A 14,020-nucleotide genomic window follows, 5' to 3' on the forward strand; every position below is an offset into this window, starting at 1 on the left:
GGATAATGCGCTGACTGGGGCGAACGGGCGCGGCCAACAAAGAGGCAACTTGGAATATGACGAGGATAAATTTAATATTGCGAACACATCGAAGCACAGCGAGATTAAATATAAAGAAAATGACAATGTCATTCCCGAAAGGATGCCCCTAATAACTCATTTCATTGAGTCATTTCATCAATGTTGATAAATTGAAGCAGACTCATCATATTTTACATTACCCTCACGCCGGTCAGGTCCGTTCCACCGACATAGAGTGAGCCAAGCGTCTGGAGTAATTGGATGTGAGTATATTTTGTCTCTTACCCATGGCCCATTGCATGAATACAGGTATTTTCGATAAGGGTACTCACCATCGGCGCGCCGCAAGCGGCTGGCATGAATTATTCAGTACGATCCGACAATCAAGGAGAAAACAGATGGAAATATCGAAACAGGTTGCCTCTAGAAACAGCACTCTACTCACGTATTTTCAACCTCGACGTCCCCGCAAAAAAATAAAAAACTCAGGGCTTGACTTTCTTAAGGAAATTAGAAAAATCAAAAATAGCAAAAGCCGACCCTCCAGGCCGGTTGCTTTCCCAAAGATATGGTTCTTGCCGCATATTCTCTTCCGGTTGTTACTTAGCACCCATTTTATTCTTCTGCCAATACTAAAGAGTCTTTCTTATGTGCATAATTCCCTCCACCCGGCCATTGGCGATGCCCTCAATTCCACCACTTACATACCGCCATTGCTGGATGCCTCGATGCCGTCAATCTATGGACCTTTTGTCCGGGACAACATTTCAGACGTTGTTTTGTTAAATCATACCCGCCACCTACGCTAAACCACTGGCGCGCTTTCGCGGTGGTTGATAAACGACATACCCGTCGGTAAGGAACCTGGTCCGTCGTTGGCGGTACAAATTCGCTTCCGTTGAATGTGTCGCCCACTTGCCGCCGCGATGCGATTTAACATGCGAAGGGTAAAATCAGTCACGGAAGTTGGTGAACTGAAAGGGCTGACCGAGTTCGGCGCCGCGCACCAGGGCAATAACGCTTTGCAGATCATCGCGGGATTTGCCGGTCACCCTGACGTGTTCGCCCTGAATTTGCGCCTGTACCTTCAGCTTGCTGTCCTTGATCAGTTTGACTATCTGCTTAGCCAGGGCCGTATCGATACCTTGTTTAAGCTTCGCTTCCTGACTGTAGCTTTTGCCACTGTGTTCCATTTGTTCGGGCACATCAATGGCGCCCCCTTCGATACCGCGCTTGGCTAATTTTTCCCGTAAAATTTCCAGCAACTGCCGTACCTGGAATTCCGACTCGCTTTTGGTCGTGATGGTCTGATTTTTTTCATTGAGTTCAAAACTGGCCGGCACGTTGCGAAAATCCCAACGGGTCGTTAGTTCGCGACTGGCGTTTTCCACCGCGTTGCGAACTTCTTGCATATCTATTTCTGAAACGATATCAAATGAAGGCATAATGAATCTCCATCAAGTAGACTTTGGCAAGCATCATACCTGCTTGGTTTGCCAGATACAAAAGCCCGCCATCACCGATGGCATCTCCATGGCGCGACGTGTTGCGTAATCTGATAGCGTAAAAGTCTATAATTAAACTGTCGCAACGCGCTGTGAGCCGGGCGAAGAATCATTCTACACAAAGGTTTGGAAACATGAATATTACCGTTTTGGGTTGCGGAGCGATAGGTCAGCTCTGGCTGGCGGGATTACACCGCCAGGGACATCATCTGCAAGGCTGGCTGCGGGTGCCGCAATCCCATTGTCTCGTCAATGTGGTATCGCCGCTGGGGGAGACCTTTCATTATCAATTGCCCGCCAATGACAACACCCATCTGGCGCAAAGCGATCTGCTGCTGGTCACGCTGAAAGCCTGGCAAGTTTCCGGCGCGTTGAGAAGCCTGTTGCCCTTGCTTAAACCGGATTGCGCCGTCTTGCTGCTGCATAACGGACTGGGTACGCGGGAAGAATTACCCGCCATGAGTCAACCCTTGCTGCAGGGTATCACGACCCATGCGGCCTATCGGCATGAAAACGGCAGTATCGTCCATGTCTACAGCGGTACGACCCGAATCGGTCCGCTGACCCCCAACGCGCAAACCATCAGCCAGTTGGCGGAAATCTTGCATGACGCGCTGCCAGACGTTGCCTGGCACAACAATATCGCCGCCTCCTGCTGGTTGAAGTTGGCATCCAACTGCGTCATTAACCCCCTCACCGCGGCTTACGGTTGCAAGAATGGTGAAATTGAACGCTATACCGAGGAAATCGAGGCGATTTGCCGTGAAATAGCGGAAGTCATGGACAGGGAGGGTTTCCATACCTCCTACGAAAGTCTGCTGTTTTATGTCGGACAGGTGATTAGAAGCACCGCCGGCAATACCTCATCGATGCTGCAAGACATTCGCGCCCAGCGGCACACCGAAATCGACTATATCAGCGGATACCTGGTGCGACGCGCGCGGATACACGGCATCAATGTGCCGGCGAATCAACGACTGTACGAGCTTATCAAGCAAAAGGAGGATCGCTATGACCGTCTCGGCACTGATATGTCTGGCAACTGGGAGTGAAGAAACCGAAGCCGTCACCATCATCGACTTGCTGGTCAGAGCCGGCATTGCGGTAACAACCGCCGCCGCCGGCTCGTCCGGCAAACGGGAAGTCCGCTGTTCACGAGGGGTCAGGCTGCTCGCCGACGCCGTTTTAGGCGACGTGGACGAAAAGCCGTTCGACGTCATTGTGCTGCCCGGCGGCGCCAAGGGCGCCGAAGCATTGCGGGACGACCCGCGCGTGGTGAAGATCCTACGCCGGTTCCAGGAACAGGGTAAAGTGGTGGCGGCCATTTGCGCCGCGCCCGCGGTCGTTTTGCAGCATCACCGGCTTTTCCAGGGCGTGCCGATGACCGGTTTTCCGGCGTTTAAAGACCGTATACCGCCGGCGCAGTGGCGTGACGAACGCTGGGTCTATCACCCGGACAGCCGGTTGCTCACCAGTCAAGGGCCGGGGACGGCAATGGATTTCGCCTTAAAAATCATCGCTATTCTACTAGGCGGCGACCGGGCGGCCGATGTGGCTTCGCAGCTTGTGCTCCCGCTGGGCATCAAGGATTACCGCCACTGAACGCAAAGCGCCGCCGAACGGACGTCAGGGCCGGTAAACCTTGACGTTGGCAAATCCTTGCTCGCGCAGATAAAGCGCCTGCAACCGGCTCATGACCCCGCGCTCGCAATAAAGCAAATACGATTTGCTTTGATCGAGCGCGCCGAACTGGCTGCCGAGTTTATAGAACGGCAAGGTTTGCACTATAATGTTCTCCAGCCGTAACGGCTGGTTTTCCTGTTCGTCCGCCGAGCGAATATCCAACACGATTTCGTTTTCCTTGACTTCCGCCGCGGTCTCTATCTCCATGACCGACTCATCGTGGGATTGCCGGATAATATCGCGAATATCCATGCTCTGCGCTTCGGCCACCGCTTTATCGAGTATGGCGAAATCAACATTCGCCTCTTCTTGCTCGATTCGCTGCCTGACCGCTTTAATCGTCGGACTTTTAGAGATGACCCCGCAATATTCCGGCATGGTTTTGGCGAAGTCTTCGGTGCCGATTTGGCGCGCCAGGTCGATGATATGTTCTTTATCATGGGAGATAAGCGGCCGTAAAATCAGCGTCGGGGAAACACTGTCAATCAGGCTCAGGTTGGTCAGTGTTTGACTGGAAACCTGACCCAGGGCTTCGCCGGTCACCAGCGCCTGAATACCGTAACGTTCGGCCACCTTCGACGCCGCCCGCACCATCATGCGTTTGAGCACCACGCCCATCTGGCCATCATCCACCTTCTCCAGGATCTCGCCCACCACCGCCGCGAAATCAATAGCGATAAAGCGGACCCGATGGGAGCTGCCAAAACGATTCCAGATATAGTGGGCGGCCTGTTTTACGCCGATCTCGTGCGCGGCGCCGCCGAGATTGAAGAAACAATAGTGTACCCGGCAGCCGCGGCGGATAAGCATATAGCTGGACACCCCCGAGTCAAAACCGCCGGATATGAGCGACAGAACGTCTTCCTGCGTGCCGATGGGAAAACCGCCCAAGCCTTCATAACGGCCGGTGATCAGCAGCAAACGGTCATCCTCGATTTCCAGGTGAACGGTAACCTCCGGGCGGGTCAGTTTGACTTTGGTGCCCGGCACATTCTGGTTAAGGCCGCCGCCCACATAGCGCTCGACATCCTGCGAGGTGAAATCATGGGTGCCGCGCCGTTTTACCCGGACGCAGAAGGTTTTGCCGACCAGGTTTCCCCGATGCAGCTCAAGCGCCTGCAGATAGATATCGTGCATATCCGCATAAGGTCTATCTTCCACCGCGAGAATATGGTGGATACCGGGAATGCGCGTCAGCGCGTCGGCGATATCCCCACGGCGGCGTTCATCATCGGCGCGGACTTCGATATGATCCCAGTGACGCGTCACCGCCAGCGTTTGATCGAGGGGTTTCAGCACATTTCGTATATTGCTGGTCAGGATTTTTATAAAACGCAATCGCACGGATTGGCTTTTTATCGTGATTTCCGGAAACAGTTTAATGATAAACTTCATGGCGCTTGTCGTTATAAGATCATTCAAAGGCGACGCCGGGTATTGCGTCGTATAATGCGTAATGCGGTATTAACGGCGTCGCCGCCCCATGCGCGGGCATCGCCGATACCTTACGAGGCGCGGAGTATAACACTTTCCGCCACCGGATTGAGGCTCTATTTGCTTATCATCGCACACTGAGCTAACGTTTACAGTTTTATCATACCCAAGGGTAAATGCAGCCTGTCAACAGATCGATTACACTATGCCGAAAAAAACCGAACAACCGGCCAGTTTTGAAACGGCCCTCAAAGAACTGGAAGCAATAGTCAACCGCCTGGAGTCCGGCGAATTACCGCTGGAAGAGGCCCTTGGCGCATTTGAACAGGGCGTGCAGTTGGCGCGCCAGGGCCAGCAAACATTGCAACAGGCCGAGCAACGCGTACAGATTCTGCTTAGCGACGACCCGAACGCGGCGTTAACGCCGTTTACGCCCGAATCGGAATAATGTCATGACAGATTTCGCCCTGCTGCTTCAGGCCAGCCATGAGCGTGTGGATCAGGCGCTGGATCGCCTCTTTGCGACGCTGGACAATGGCGAGTCCCTGGTGCAGGCCATGCGTTATGGCGCGCTATTGGGCGGTAAACGATTACGGCCGTTTTTGGTCTATAACACCGGCCGGCTGTTCGGTTTGACGCCGGACGCCCTGGATGCGCCGGCCGCGGCTATCGAATGCGTGCACGCCTACTCGCTGATTCACGACGATCTGCCGGCCATGGACGACGACGATTTGCGTCGCGGCCAACCGACCTGCCATATCCGGTTCGGCGAAGCGACCGCCATCCTGGCCGGCGACGCGCTGCAAACCCTGGCGTTCGCCATCCTGGCCGATGCGCCGGTGCCGTCGCTAGCGGATCGGGACAGGTTAGCGATGATTTCAACGCTGGCCCAGGCCAGCGGCGCCGGCGGCATGTGCCTGGGACAGGCGTTGGATCTGGCGGCGGAGGGTCGAACGGTTTCACTGCCGGCGCTGGAAACCATACACCGGCGAAAAACCGGCGATATCATCCGGGCGGCGGTCAAGCTTGGCGCGCTGGCCGCCGGCGAGCCCGGCAGGCAGGCGTTGCCTTATTTGGATCGCTATGCCACCGCTATCGGACTGGCGTTCCAAGTCCAGGACGATATTCTTGACGTGGTGGGCGATACCGCAATATTGGGCAAGCGTCAGGGAGCTGATCAGCACTTGGGTAAAAATACTTATCCCGCGCTGCTTGGACTGGATGGCGCGCGGGCAAAAGCCCGTGATTTGCACAATGAATCATTAGCATCCTTAGAATATGTCGCCGCCCTGGGCTATGATACTTCTACGTTGGCGGCGTTGGCCCGGTTCGTCATCGAACGCGACAAGTAAATCCGTGATAGTGGCTGTTTTTTCCTCAGGTATGAGTATCCGATGAGCCTTGATATAACGAAATACCCAACGCTCGCACTGGCCGACATCCCAGCGGAGCTGCGGTTATTGCCCAAAGAGAGTTTGGGCAAACTGTGCGATGAGCTGCGGCAGTTTCTGCTTGATAGCGTCAGCCGCTCAAGCGGCCATTTCGCCTCGGGGCTCGGCACGGTGGAGTTGACGGTGGCGTTGCACTATGTCTATAACACCCCGTTCGATCATGTTATCTGGGATGTGGGCCACCAGGCTTATCCGCACAAGATCCTGACCGGAAGACGCGACCATATCGCCACGATCCGCCAGAAAAACGGTCTGCACCCCTTCCCTTGGCGTGAAGAAAGCGAATACGACGTCCTGTCGGTGGGCCATTCCTCCACGTCCATCAGCGCCGGGCTCGGCATGGCGGTCGCGGCGGAACACGAGGGCAAGGGCCGCCGTACAGTGTGCGTGATAGGCGACGGCGCCATCACCGCCGGCATGGCCTTCGAGGCGATGAACCACACCGGCGACATTAAATCCGACCTGCTGGTTATCCTTAACGATAACGAGATGTCCATCTCGGAAAACGTCGGCGCCCTGAATAATCACCTGGCTCAGATTTTGTCCGGCAAACTGTATGCGACGTTGCGGGAAGGAGGCAAAAAAGTCCTTTCCGGCCTGCCGCCCATTAAGGAACTGGTGAAACGGACTGAAGAGCATATCAAAGGGATGGTGGTACCCGGCACGTTGTTTGAAGAACTGGGTTTTAATTATATTGGGCCGGTGGACGGGCACGATGTGTTGAGTCTGGTGCATACGCTTAAGAATATGCGCGAAATGAAAGGCCCGCAGTTTCTGCACATCATGACCAAGAAAGGCAAGGGATACGCCCCGGCGGAAAAAGATCCCATCGGCTGGCATGCGGTGCCGAAATTTGATCCGCAAAGCGGCGCCTTGCCCAAGAAGGCCGGGGGACCGCCGACCTATTCGGCCATTTTCGGCGACTGGCTGTGCGAGACCGCCGCCAATGATCCGAAATTGATGGCCATTACGCCGGCCATGCGGGAAGGCTCCGGTATGGTGGCGTTTTCACGGCAATTTCCGGCCCAGTATTTCGATGTGGCCATCGCCGAGCAGCACGCGGTGACCTTTGCCGCCGGTCTGGCTATCGGCGGCTATAAACCGATAGTGGCAATTTATTCCACCTTCTTGCAGCGGGCTTACGACCAGGTGATCCATGATGTGGCCCTGCAACGGCAACCGGTATTGTTCGCCATTGACCGCGGCGGTATCGTGGGGGCCGATGGACCGACTCATCAGGGCGCTTTCGATTTTTCTTATTTGCGCTGCATCCCCAATATGGTGATCATGGCGCCCAGCGATGAAAACGAATGCCGCCTGATGCTTTATACCGGATACCATTACGACGCCGGCCCCGCGGCGGTACGCTATCCTCGCGGGGCGGGCACCGGCGCGGCGTTCTCGCCGCTGGCGCCTTTACCCATCGGCAAAGGCGTCATACGCCGGCAAGGCGCGAATATCGCCATTCTAAACTTCGGCGCCCTGCTGCCTGCCGCCCAGGCGGCGGCGGAGCAATTGAACGCCACATTGGCGGATATGCGTTTCGTCAAACCCTTGGATGAAGCACTGATCTTGGAACTGGCCGCCAATCACGAGGCGCTGATCACGGTGGAGGAAAACGTCGTGATGGGTGGCGCCGGCAGTGGCGTTAATGAATATGTACTACGGCAACGCTTGATGACGCCGGTGTTGAACATCGGTCTGCCGGACCGGTTCGTCCCGCAAGGATCCCAGGCGGAAATCCGGGCCGATGTCGGTTTGGACAGCGCGGGTATCCTTAAACAGATTCGCGACTGGCTGCCCCAGGATAGCCGTTGATGCGGCAGGCGGCACGGCAAGAGGACGATTGCCGGCAAGGGGTCGTTCCGCGTCCTGAATGGGTGTTTTGCCGCTGTTAAGCCGTGTTTAACGCGGCCTGAGATAATTCAGCACCATGAGGTTTTCATGGTCCACCGCATCGTAACGGCTGACGTCCAGTAGCCGCATACGGGCGACGGCCTGAGGATCGATTTGTTCCCGCCAAGGGAGTCCCAGACGATAAATGATTCGCAGGCTAATACGGCTGTCGCTTTGATCGCCGCTGCCGGCACGTTCTTCCGCCGCCAGCGTCAGCAAGGGGATGGGCGTAAAACTCAGGCCGACCGTCAATGCCCGCGTGCTGTCCAGGCGGATATTTTTATCGAACAGGGCGACGCCTTCGCCGAAATATTGCTCAAACACCATTTTGGCGCCCAACTGCGGCAGCGCCGGCAAATAGGCTTCGCCCCGCATGTCATAGCCGGTCGCCGGACGCTCATCCAGGGCGCTGAAATCCCGCGACTGACGCTCATCGGTCAGGCGATAGTAAATATTGGCGGACAAATTGATATAATCGGTACGAATTTCCGATCCCAATGTCAGACGCCGGTTTTTGCCTGTCGCGTCATTATCGAAAAACGCATTGAGACCCAGCATCCAGCGATGTATGAATAACCGGCCGCCGGCGCCCAGATTCACGGTATTGCGGCTATCCTGATTGCGCCCGCCGAATTGGGCGAATATCAACGAATCGGGACCTTCCAGTAATGGCGCCAACACATCAAGGGAACTGACGTCGTGCCGATCATCTTCATCCAGCGCAAACCCGGCGTTGACGGTGCCATATACCCCCGAGGGCGCCGATTCGCCGTCCATTGCCGTCCTCGCCGGCCAAGCCGGCCAGGACAGTAGGATAGCCAAGAGCAACAGACCGCCAGTGACCCGCTCGTTTAATGAAAACCACGCGGTAAAACCGCTCCGGGAACGCATTTTCTTTATGGGCTTAGCGGGCAAGTGCCTCATGCAAACGGGTCCTTAAGAAACAGGTGGATATGGCCGACGAATTCCTTATGAATGACGGCGCCCCGATGACGGTTTTACGGTAATGATCGTCCCACTGCGCGTTGCCGGCGCATAGCCAACAAAGAGGCCACTTGAATAATGATGAATCTATTTCAAAGTAAATGCCGGAACATGCCATTGTCCCATTAACTATTATCTTCCGGTTTTTACTATATCGTTTAATTAACGTTTTGGTAGTACGAAAAAGATGAATAATAATAATCAAAATAGATATATTTGATTGTGTAATACTGAGATTATTGAATGATACAATAAATATCAATTTATTGTTTCCCTCCGCAAATTCGCCGAATGAGAAATAACAAAGGGTTGTCCGCGACATAGGACTTTTGCCGGCGACAAGCGAGAGTCATGTGTTAATCAATTTTATCTTTCAGCATGTATCACAGGTTTAAACTTTAAATACTTTGTGCTGCCGCGCGGCGGGCAAACGCGGCCCACAAGCCACAGGAAGGCGCTTGTGGGGTGGGCAGTATGGCGCCGCCTGGATATCACCGATTTAATCAACCATCAGTGGAACGGGTCAATGCTTCCCAGGCATCGAGTTGCTCGGCGTAATCACGCAACTTTTGCCGCACCAGCGTCAGGGCATCGCTGCCCAGCAACAGATGGGCCGGCGGTTGGGGATGGTCTATCAACGTCAGGATGGCTTGAGCCGCTTTATCAGGATCGCCAAGTTGCTTGCCGTGTTTCTCTTCGCGGGCCTGGCGGATGGGGGAGAAGAGTTGATCATAATCGGCCAGGACGCGGGGGCTGCGTACCATGGAGCGGCCGGCCCAATCGGTGCGAAACGAACCGGGCGCGACGGCGGTTACCGCGATGCCGAAAGGTTGCAATTCTTTTCCCAGCGTCTCGGATAGGCCTTCCAGCGCAAATTTGCTGCCGCAATAATACGCGATGCCGGGCATGGTGATCATGCCGCCCATGGACGTGATATTAATTATACGCCCGGCACGCCGCGCGCGCATATGCGGCACGATGGCTTTAATCATGGCCACCGCGCCGAAGACATTGACGTCGAACTGCCGCCGCATCTCTTCCAGGGGCGATTCCTCCAATATGCCTTCATGCCCGTAGCCGGCATTATTCACCAGCACGTCAATGGGGCCATAGCGGGTTTCCAGCTCGTTTACCCGACCGTCGATGCGCCGGATATCGGTCACATCCAATAAAATGGCCTGTGCCCGGCCCGGCGCTTGGGATTCGAAAGCGGCTTTATCCACCTCATTGCGTACCGTACCGATAACCTGGTGGCCGGCCGAGAGCGCCGCGCAGGCCAGCGCGCGGCCGAACCCGCTACTGACGCCGGTGATAAGCAGGGTCTTGGGTACCTTGGGGCCGTTTGGCGCAAGGCCGATTGCGGTTTGGTTGGATGGCTTCATGAATTCGACTCCGTAACTGACTAGGGACAAGCATGGTACCGTTCAAGGGAAAGAATGCCGATGTCGGTTAATCTGTTTTTATTGTCTATTCCTATGAGAAAACTGGATCATCAGGGAAGTAATGGCATAATACCTGCCTGATCATCTCTGGTCAGGGAGATAAGGGTGGAACAAGCGGATTACGATGACGCGCTGCGGCGGCGCATGGTCGCGTTACTGCGGCGCCTGGCGCCCAAGGAAGGCTATAACGTCTCGCCGCTGCCCGATATCCGTTTTTTGCGTTCGGACCGGCCGCTTGCGCGTACACCGGTATTATACGATCCGGGCATCGTCATCGTCTGTCAGGGACGGAAACGGGGTACTTGGGGTCGGCGGGTGTATCTGTACGATAGTCAGCATTATCTGGCCGTGTCGGTGCCGGTGCCTTTTATTATGGAAACCGATGCCTCGGCCGAAGAACCCTTGCTCGCCATTTATATGCATCTGGATTTCAATATGGCGGCAGACTTGCTGGTGCAGATAAACCGACGCGAGACCGTTTTGCCGGCGGACCCGCAAAGTATGTTGTCAACCCCGATGGACCGAAGGTTCAGTGAATCGGTATTGCGTTTTCTGGAGGCCATGGCCCGGCCGTTGGAAGCGGAAATTCTCGGCCCGGCGCTAATTCGGGAAATCTATTACCATGTTCTGTCCGGGGAACAAGGCGCGGTGTTGCACGCGGCATTGTCCATGCAGGGGCGGTTCGGCAGAATAGCCAAGGCCATACGGCGCATCCATGGCGAATATCAGCGCCATCTGGATGTCGCGGCGTTGGCGGCCGAGGCGGGGATGAGCGTGCCGACCTTTCACAGCCACTTCAAAACCATCACCCAGACGTCGCCCATGCAATATCTGAAATCGGTGCGACTGCATCAGGCGCGGCTATTGATGGTGCGCAACGACTTGACCGCGGCGTCGGCCGGTCTGGCGGTGGGCTACGAAAGCGCCTCGCAGTTCAGCCGGGAGTTCAGGCGATTGTTCGGCCTCAGCCCGAAAAGCGAAACCCGGCGGCTAAAGGCGGATTTCGCCTTGCCTGCGCCGCCTATTGATTCAGATTTTATTTCATCCCATTAACGGACCGCATTTTTTCAATGGTCTTCTTGCCACTGCGCGGCCGCATCCTGGCGCATATCAGTACGGGACAGCATGGCGGTGGCGAGGCCATTGCCCAGGACATTAATGCCCGAACGCCCCATATCCAGCACATGGTCAATCCCCATTAGCAATAGAATGCCCGCGACAGGAATATGGAAACTGGGCACCGTCGCCGCCAGCACCACCAGCGCCGAACGCGGAACGCCGGCAATCCCCTTCGACGCCATCATCAATGTCAGCATCAGCATGGCGATTTCACCGCCGGTTAACCGGATATTATAAGCTTGGGCGATAAACATGGCGGCGAATGAACAGTAGATCATCGATCCGACCAGATTAAATGAATAGCCCAACGGCAGCACGAAGGAGGCGATATTGCCCGGACACCCGAACCGACGTAATTGTTCCAGTGTCTTAGGATAGGCGGCCTCGGAACTGCTGGTGGTGAATGCCAGGATGACCGGCTCTTTAAGCAAACTCAGCAAATGAAAAGTCGCCGATTTCAACAGGGTATAGCAAAACGCGATCATCATCAGGCAGCACAGCGCCACAGCCAGATAATAGCCGCCGATAAACGACGCGTAGTTACGCAAAATGCCCAGTCCTTCCTTGGCGACGACCGACGATACCGCCGCGAAAATCGCCAAGGGCGCCATAAACATCACATAGCCGGTAACCTTCAACATGATATGCGAAACGACGTTCAGACCGTCCGACAGCGGCTTGTTGAATTTTGCGCCGAGCGAGGCGCCGGCGATACCGAAGAACAGCGAGAAAACCACGATCTGCAATATTTCATTATGCCCCATCGCATCAATGATACTGGTGGGAAACGTGTGAGCGATAAAGGTTTTTAAGGACATGCTGTCGGCGGCCAGGCCGGTATCCATCGTCTGGGACGGGATGGGGAGGTTCAGCCCGGCGCCGGGCTGAAGCATGCTGACCACCGTCAATCCCATAAGAATCGATATCACCGAAGAAGCGATAAACCAGGCAAACGCTTTACCGCCCAGAGAGCCGATGACGGAGGTATCGCCCATGTTCATGATACCGACGGTCAGGGTAGTAAAAACCAGCGGCGCAATAACCATCTTAATCAGCCGGAGAAAGATGTCGGTCAGCAGGGTGATGTTAGCGGCATAGGCGCGCGCGCTTTCCGGCGCGGCAAATTGATGTACCAGGGCGCCGGCAACAATGCCGAGCACCATACAAGCCAGAATACTGACCGTGAGTTTATTGGATGTGGACATGGATTTCCCGTCAATCAGTCGCCTGATGCGTAGAGAAAAAAGTGAATAAAAGAATGGGTCGCATTTTCGTCCATGGTCAGTTGAAATTCCTTGTGATATAGCAAAAAACACGATAAAGACGCACAGATCCTTCGCGGCGGCGGCCCCCGCGTTTGATGCCTGAACCCCCGATATCCTCCCCCCGCCTTGCAGGAGGGAGTATCACGGCGCGCCTGATAAATCACCGCCGCGATGCAACTTTAATTATTTAAAGTTATAATTATTTTTTGAACAAATAATCAGCATTGCAATTAGGAGGCAGCCATGGAGTTTGCCACGTTAGGCAACACAGATCTTCGTGTATCTCGTTTATGCCTGGGTTGTATGACCTTCGGCGAACCGACCCGCGGCAAACATGCCTGGACACTGCCGGAAGAAAGCTCGCGGCCGCTTATCAAACAGGCCCTTGATGCCGGTATCAATTTCTTTGATACCGCTAACAGCTATTCCGATGGCGGCAGCGAAGAGATCGTCGGCCGGGCGTTGAAGGATTTCGTCCGCCGTGACGAAGTGGTTCTGGCGACCAAGGTTTATCACGAAATGAGCAACCTGCCGCAAGGCCTGTCGCGTCGGCAGATAATGCAATCCATCGACGATAGCCTGACCCGGCTGGGTACCGATTATGTCGACCTGTTTCAGATTCATCGCTGGGATTACCACACGCCCCTGGAAGAGACCCTGGAAGCCCTGCATGACGTGGTCAAAGCCGGCAAGGCCCGCTATATCGGCGCATCCTCCATGTACGCCTGGCAGTTCGCCCGCGCATTGTATACGGCGGATATGCACGGCTGGACGCGCTTCGTCAGTATGCAGGATCAATACAACTTGATCCAACGCGAGGAAGAGCGCGAAATGCACCCTCTCTGCCGCTGGGAGAATATTGCGGTATTGCCCTGGAGTCCGCTGGCTCGCGGCAAGCTGACCCGGCCGTGGGGCGAGACCACCGCCCGCTCGGTATCCGACCAGGTCAGTAAAGCCATGTATGAATCCACTGAGGAGATTGACGCTCGTATCGCTGAACGCGTCGGCGTGCTGGCCGATACACGCGGTATCTCGCGGGCGCAGATCGCGCTGGCCTGGGTATTGAGCAAGCCAGCGGTCACCGCGCCCATCATTGGCGCATCGCGCCCGGATCAATTAGCGGATTTGTTGGGGGCGCTTGAGGTTAAGCTTGATTCAGAGGAAATAGCCGAGCTGGAAACAGCCTACTCACCGCATTTCCCCGTTGGCTTCGCCTGATT

13 protein-coding genes are annotated in these 14,020 nt (G+C 55.3%); 8 read left to right on the forward strand and 5 right to left on the reverse strand.

Features of this window, described 5'->3' with window-relative positions; translation table 11 throughout:
• Positions 1 to 419: 419 nt before the first annotated feature.
• Positions 420 to 830: a hypothetical protein gene (locus tag FCN80_RS10645; protein WP_136990139.1), complete on the forward strand. Its 411-nt coding sequence runs from the start codon at positions 420 to 422 to the stop codon at positions 828 to 830.
• Positions 831 to 974: 144 nt separating this feature from the next.
• Here the strand turns inward: FCN80_RS10645 and FCN80_RS10650 are convergent, their stop codons facing one another.
• Positions 975 to 1,466 carry a YajQ family cyclic di-GMP-binding protein gene (locus FCN80_RS10650; RefSeq protein ID WP_136990140.1) on the reverse strand — a complete coding sequence of 164 codons (492 nt, stop codon included), beginning with the start codon at positions 1,464 to 1,466 and terminating at the stop codon, positions 975 to 977.
• 194 nt (positions 1,467 to 1,660) lie between these two features.
• Here FCN80_RS10650 and panE point away from each other — a divergent pair, with 194 nt between their 5' ends.
• Both panE and yajL read left to right on the forward strand, forming a co-directional pair.
• Positions 1,661 to 2,578, forward strand: a complete 918-nt coding sequence (gene panE / locus FCN80_RS10655; protein WP_136990141.1) for a 2-dehydropantoate 2-reductase — start codon at positions 1,661 to 1,663, stop codon at positions 2,576 to 2,578.
• Positions 2,538 to 3,128 carry a protein deglycase YajL gene (gene yajL, locus FCN80_RS10660; protein ID WP_136990142.1) on the forward strand — a complete coding sequence of 197 codons (591 nt, stop codon included), beginning with the start codon at positions 2,538 to 2,540 and terminating at the stop codon, positions 3,126 to 3,128. The genes panE and yajL overlap by 41 nt, the downstream gene beginning before the upstream one ends.
• A gap of 24 nt (positions 3,129 to 3,152) precedes the next feature.
• On the opposite strand, the gene thiI is transcribed toward yajL, so the two are convergent.
• On the reverse strand, positions 3,153 to 4,604 hold the full coding sequence (gene thiI / locus FCN80_RS10665; RefSeq protein WP_136990143.1) for a tRNA uracil 4-sulfurtransferase ThiI: 1,452 nt from the start codon (positions 4,602 to 4,604) through the stop codon (positions 3,153 to 3,155).
• Positions 4,605 to 4,848: 244 nt separating this feature from the next.
• Here thiI and xseB point away from each other — a divergent pair, with 244 nt between their 5' ends.
• The 3 genes from xseB to dxs are packed head-to-tail and all read left to right on the forward strand — an operon-like array spanning position 4,849 to position 7,912.
• Positions 4,849 to 5,091 carry an exodeoxyribonuclease VII small subunit gene (xseB, locus tag FCN80_RS10670; RefSeq protein WP_136990144.1) on the forward strand — a complete coding sequence of 81 codons (243 nt, stop codon included), beginning with the start codon at positions 4,849 to 4,851 and terminating at the stop codon, positions 5,089 to 5,091.
• A gap of 4 nt (positions 5,092 to 5,095) precedes the next feature.
• Positions 5,096 to 5,995, forward strand: a complete 900-nt coding sequence (ispA, locus tag FCN80_RS10675) for a (2E,6E)-farnesyl diphosphate synthase (protein ID WP_136990145.1) — start codon at positions 5,096 to 5,098, stop codon at positions 5,993 to 5,995.
• A gap of 42 nt (positions 5,996 to 6,037) precedes the next feature.
• Positions 6,038 to 7,912, forward strand: coding sequence for a 1-deoxy-D-xylulose-5-phosphate synthase (dxs, locus tag FCN80_RS10680; RefSeq protein WP_136990146.1), 1,875 nt, complete (start codon positions 6,038 to 6,040; stop codon positions 7,910 to 7,912).
• A gap of 87 nt (positions 7,913 to 7,999) precedes the next feature.
• On the opposite strand, the gene FCN80_RS10685 is transcribed toward dxs, so the two are convergent.
• On the reverse strand, positions 8,000 to 8,914 hold the full coding sequence (locus FCN80_RS10685) for an inverse autotransporter beta domain-containing protein (protein WP_136990147.1): 915 nt from the start codon (positions 8,912 to 8,914) through the stop codon (positions 8,000 to 8,002).
• Between the two features lie 563 nt (positions 8,915 to 9,477).
• The gene (locus FCN80_RS10690) at positions 9,478 to 10,356 is read right to left on the reverse strand and encodes an oxidoreductase (protein WP_136990148.1); all 879 of its coding nucleotides are present in this window, start codon (positions 10,354 to 10,356) and stop codon (positions 9,478 to 9,480) included.
• A gap of 165 nt (positions 10,357 to 10,521) precedes the next feature.
• Between FCN80_RS10690 and FCN80_RS10695 the strand changes: the two genes are divergently transcribed.
• Positions 10,522 to 11,469: an AraC family transcriptional regulator gene (locus FCN80_RS10695; RefSeq protein WP_230492606.1), complete on the forward strand. Its 948-nt coding sequence runs from the start codon at positions 10,522 to 10,524 to the stop codon at positions 11,467 to 11,469.
• A 14-nt stretch (positions 11,470 to 11,483) separates the two neighbouring features.
• On the opposite strand, the gene FCN80_RS10700 is transcribed toward FCN80_RS10695, so the two are convergent.
• Complete coding sequence (locus FCN80_RS10700; RefSeq protein WP_136990149.1) at positions 11,484 to 12,740, reverse strand: dicarboxylate/amino acid:cation symporter; 1,257 nt, start codon at positions 12,738 to 12,740, stop codon at positions 11,484 to 11,486.
• A 303-nt stretch (positions 12,741 to 13,043) separates the two neighbouring features.
• Between FCN80_RS10700 and FCN80_RS10705 the strand changes: the two genes are divergently transcribed.
• The gene (locus FCN80_RS10705) at positions 13,044 to 14,018 is read left to right on the forward strand and encodes an aldo/keto reductase (RefSeq protein ID WP_136990150.1); all 975 of its coding nucleotides are present in this window, start codon (positions 13,044 to 13,046) and stop codon (positions 14,016 to 14,018) included.
• The last annotated feature ends 2 nt before the right edge of the window (positions 14,019 to 14,020 follow it).

Origin of the sequence: Martelella alba, assembly GCF_005217455.1 — a bacterium.
In the GTDB taxonomy this organism is placed as follows: domain Bacteria; phylum Pseudomonadota; class Gammaproteobacteria; order Enterobacterales; family Enterobacteriaceae; genus Acerihabitans.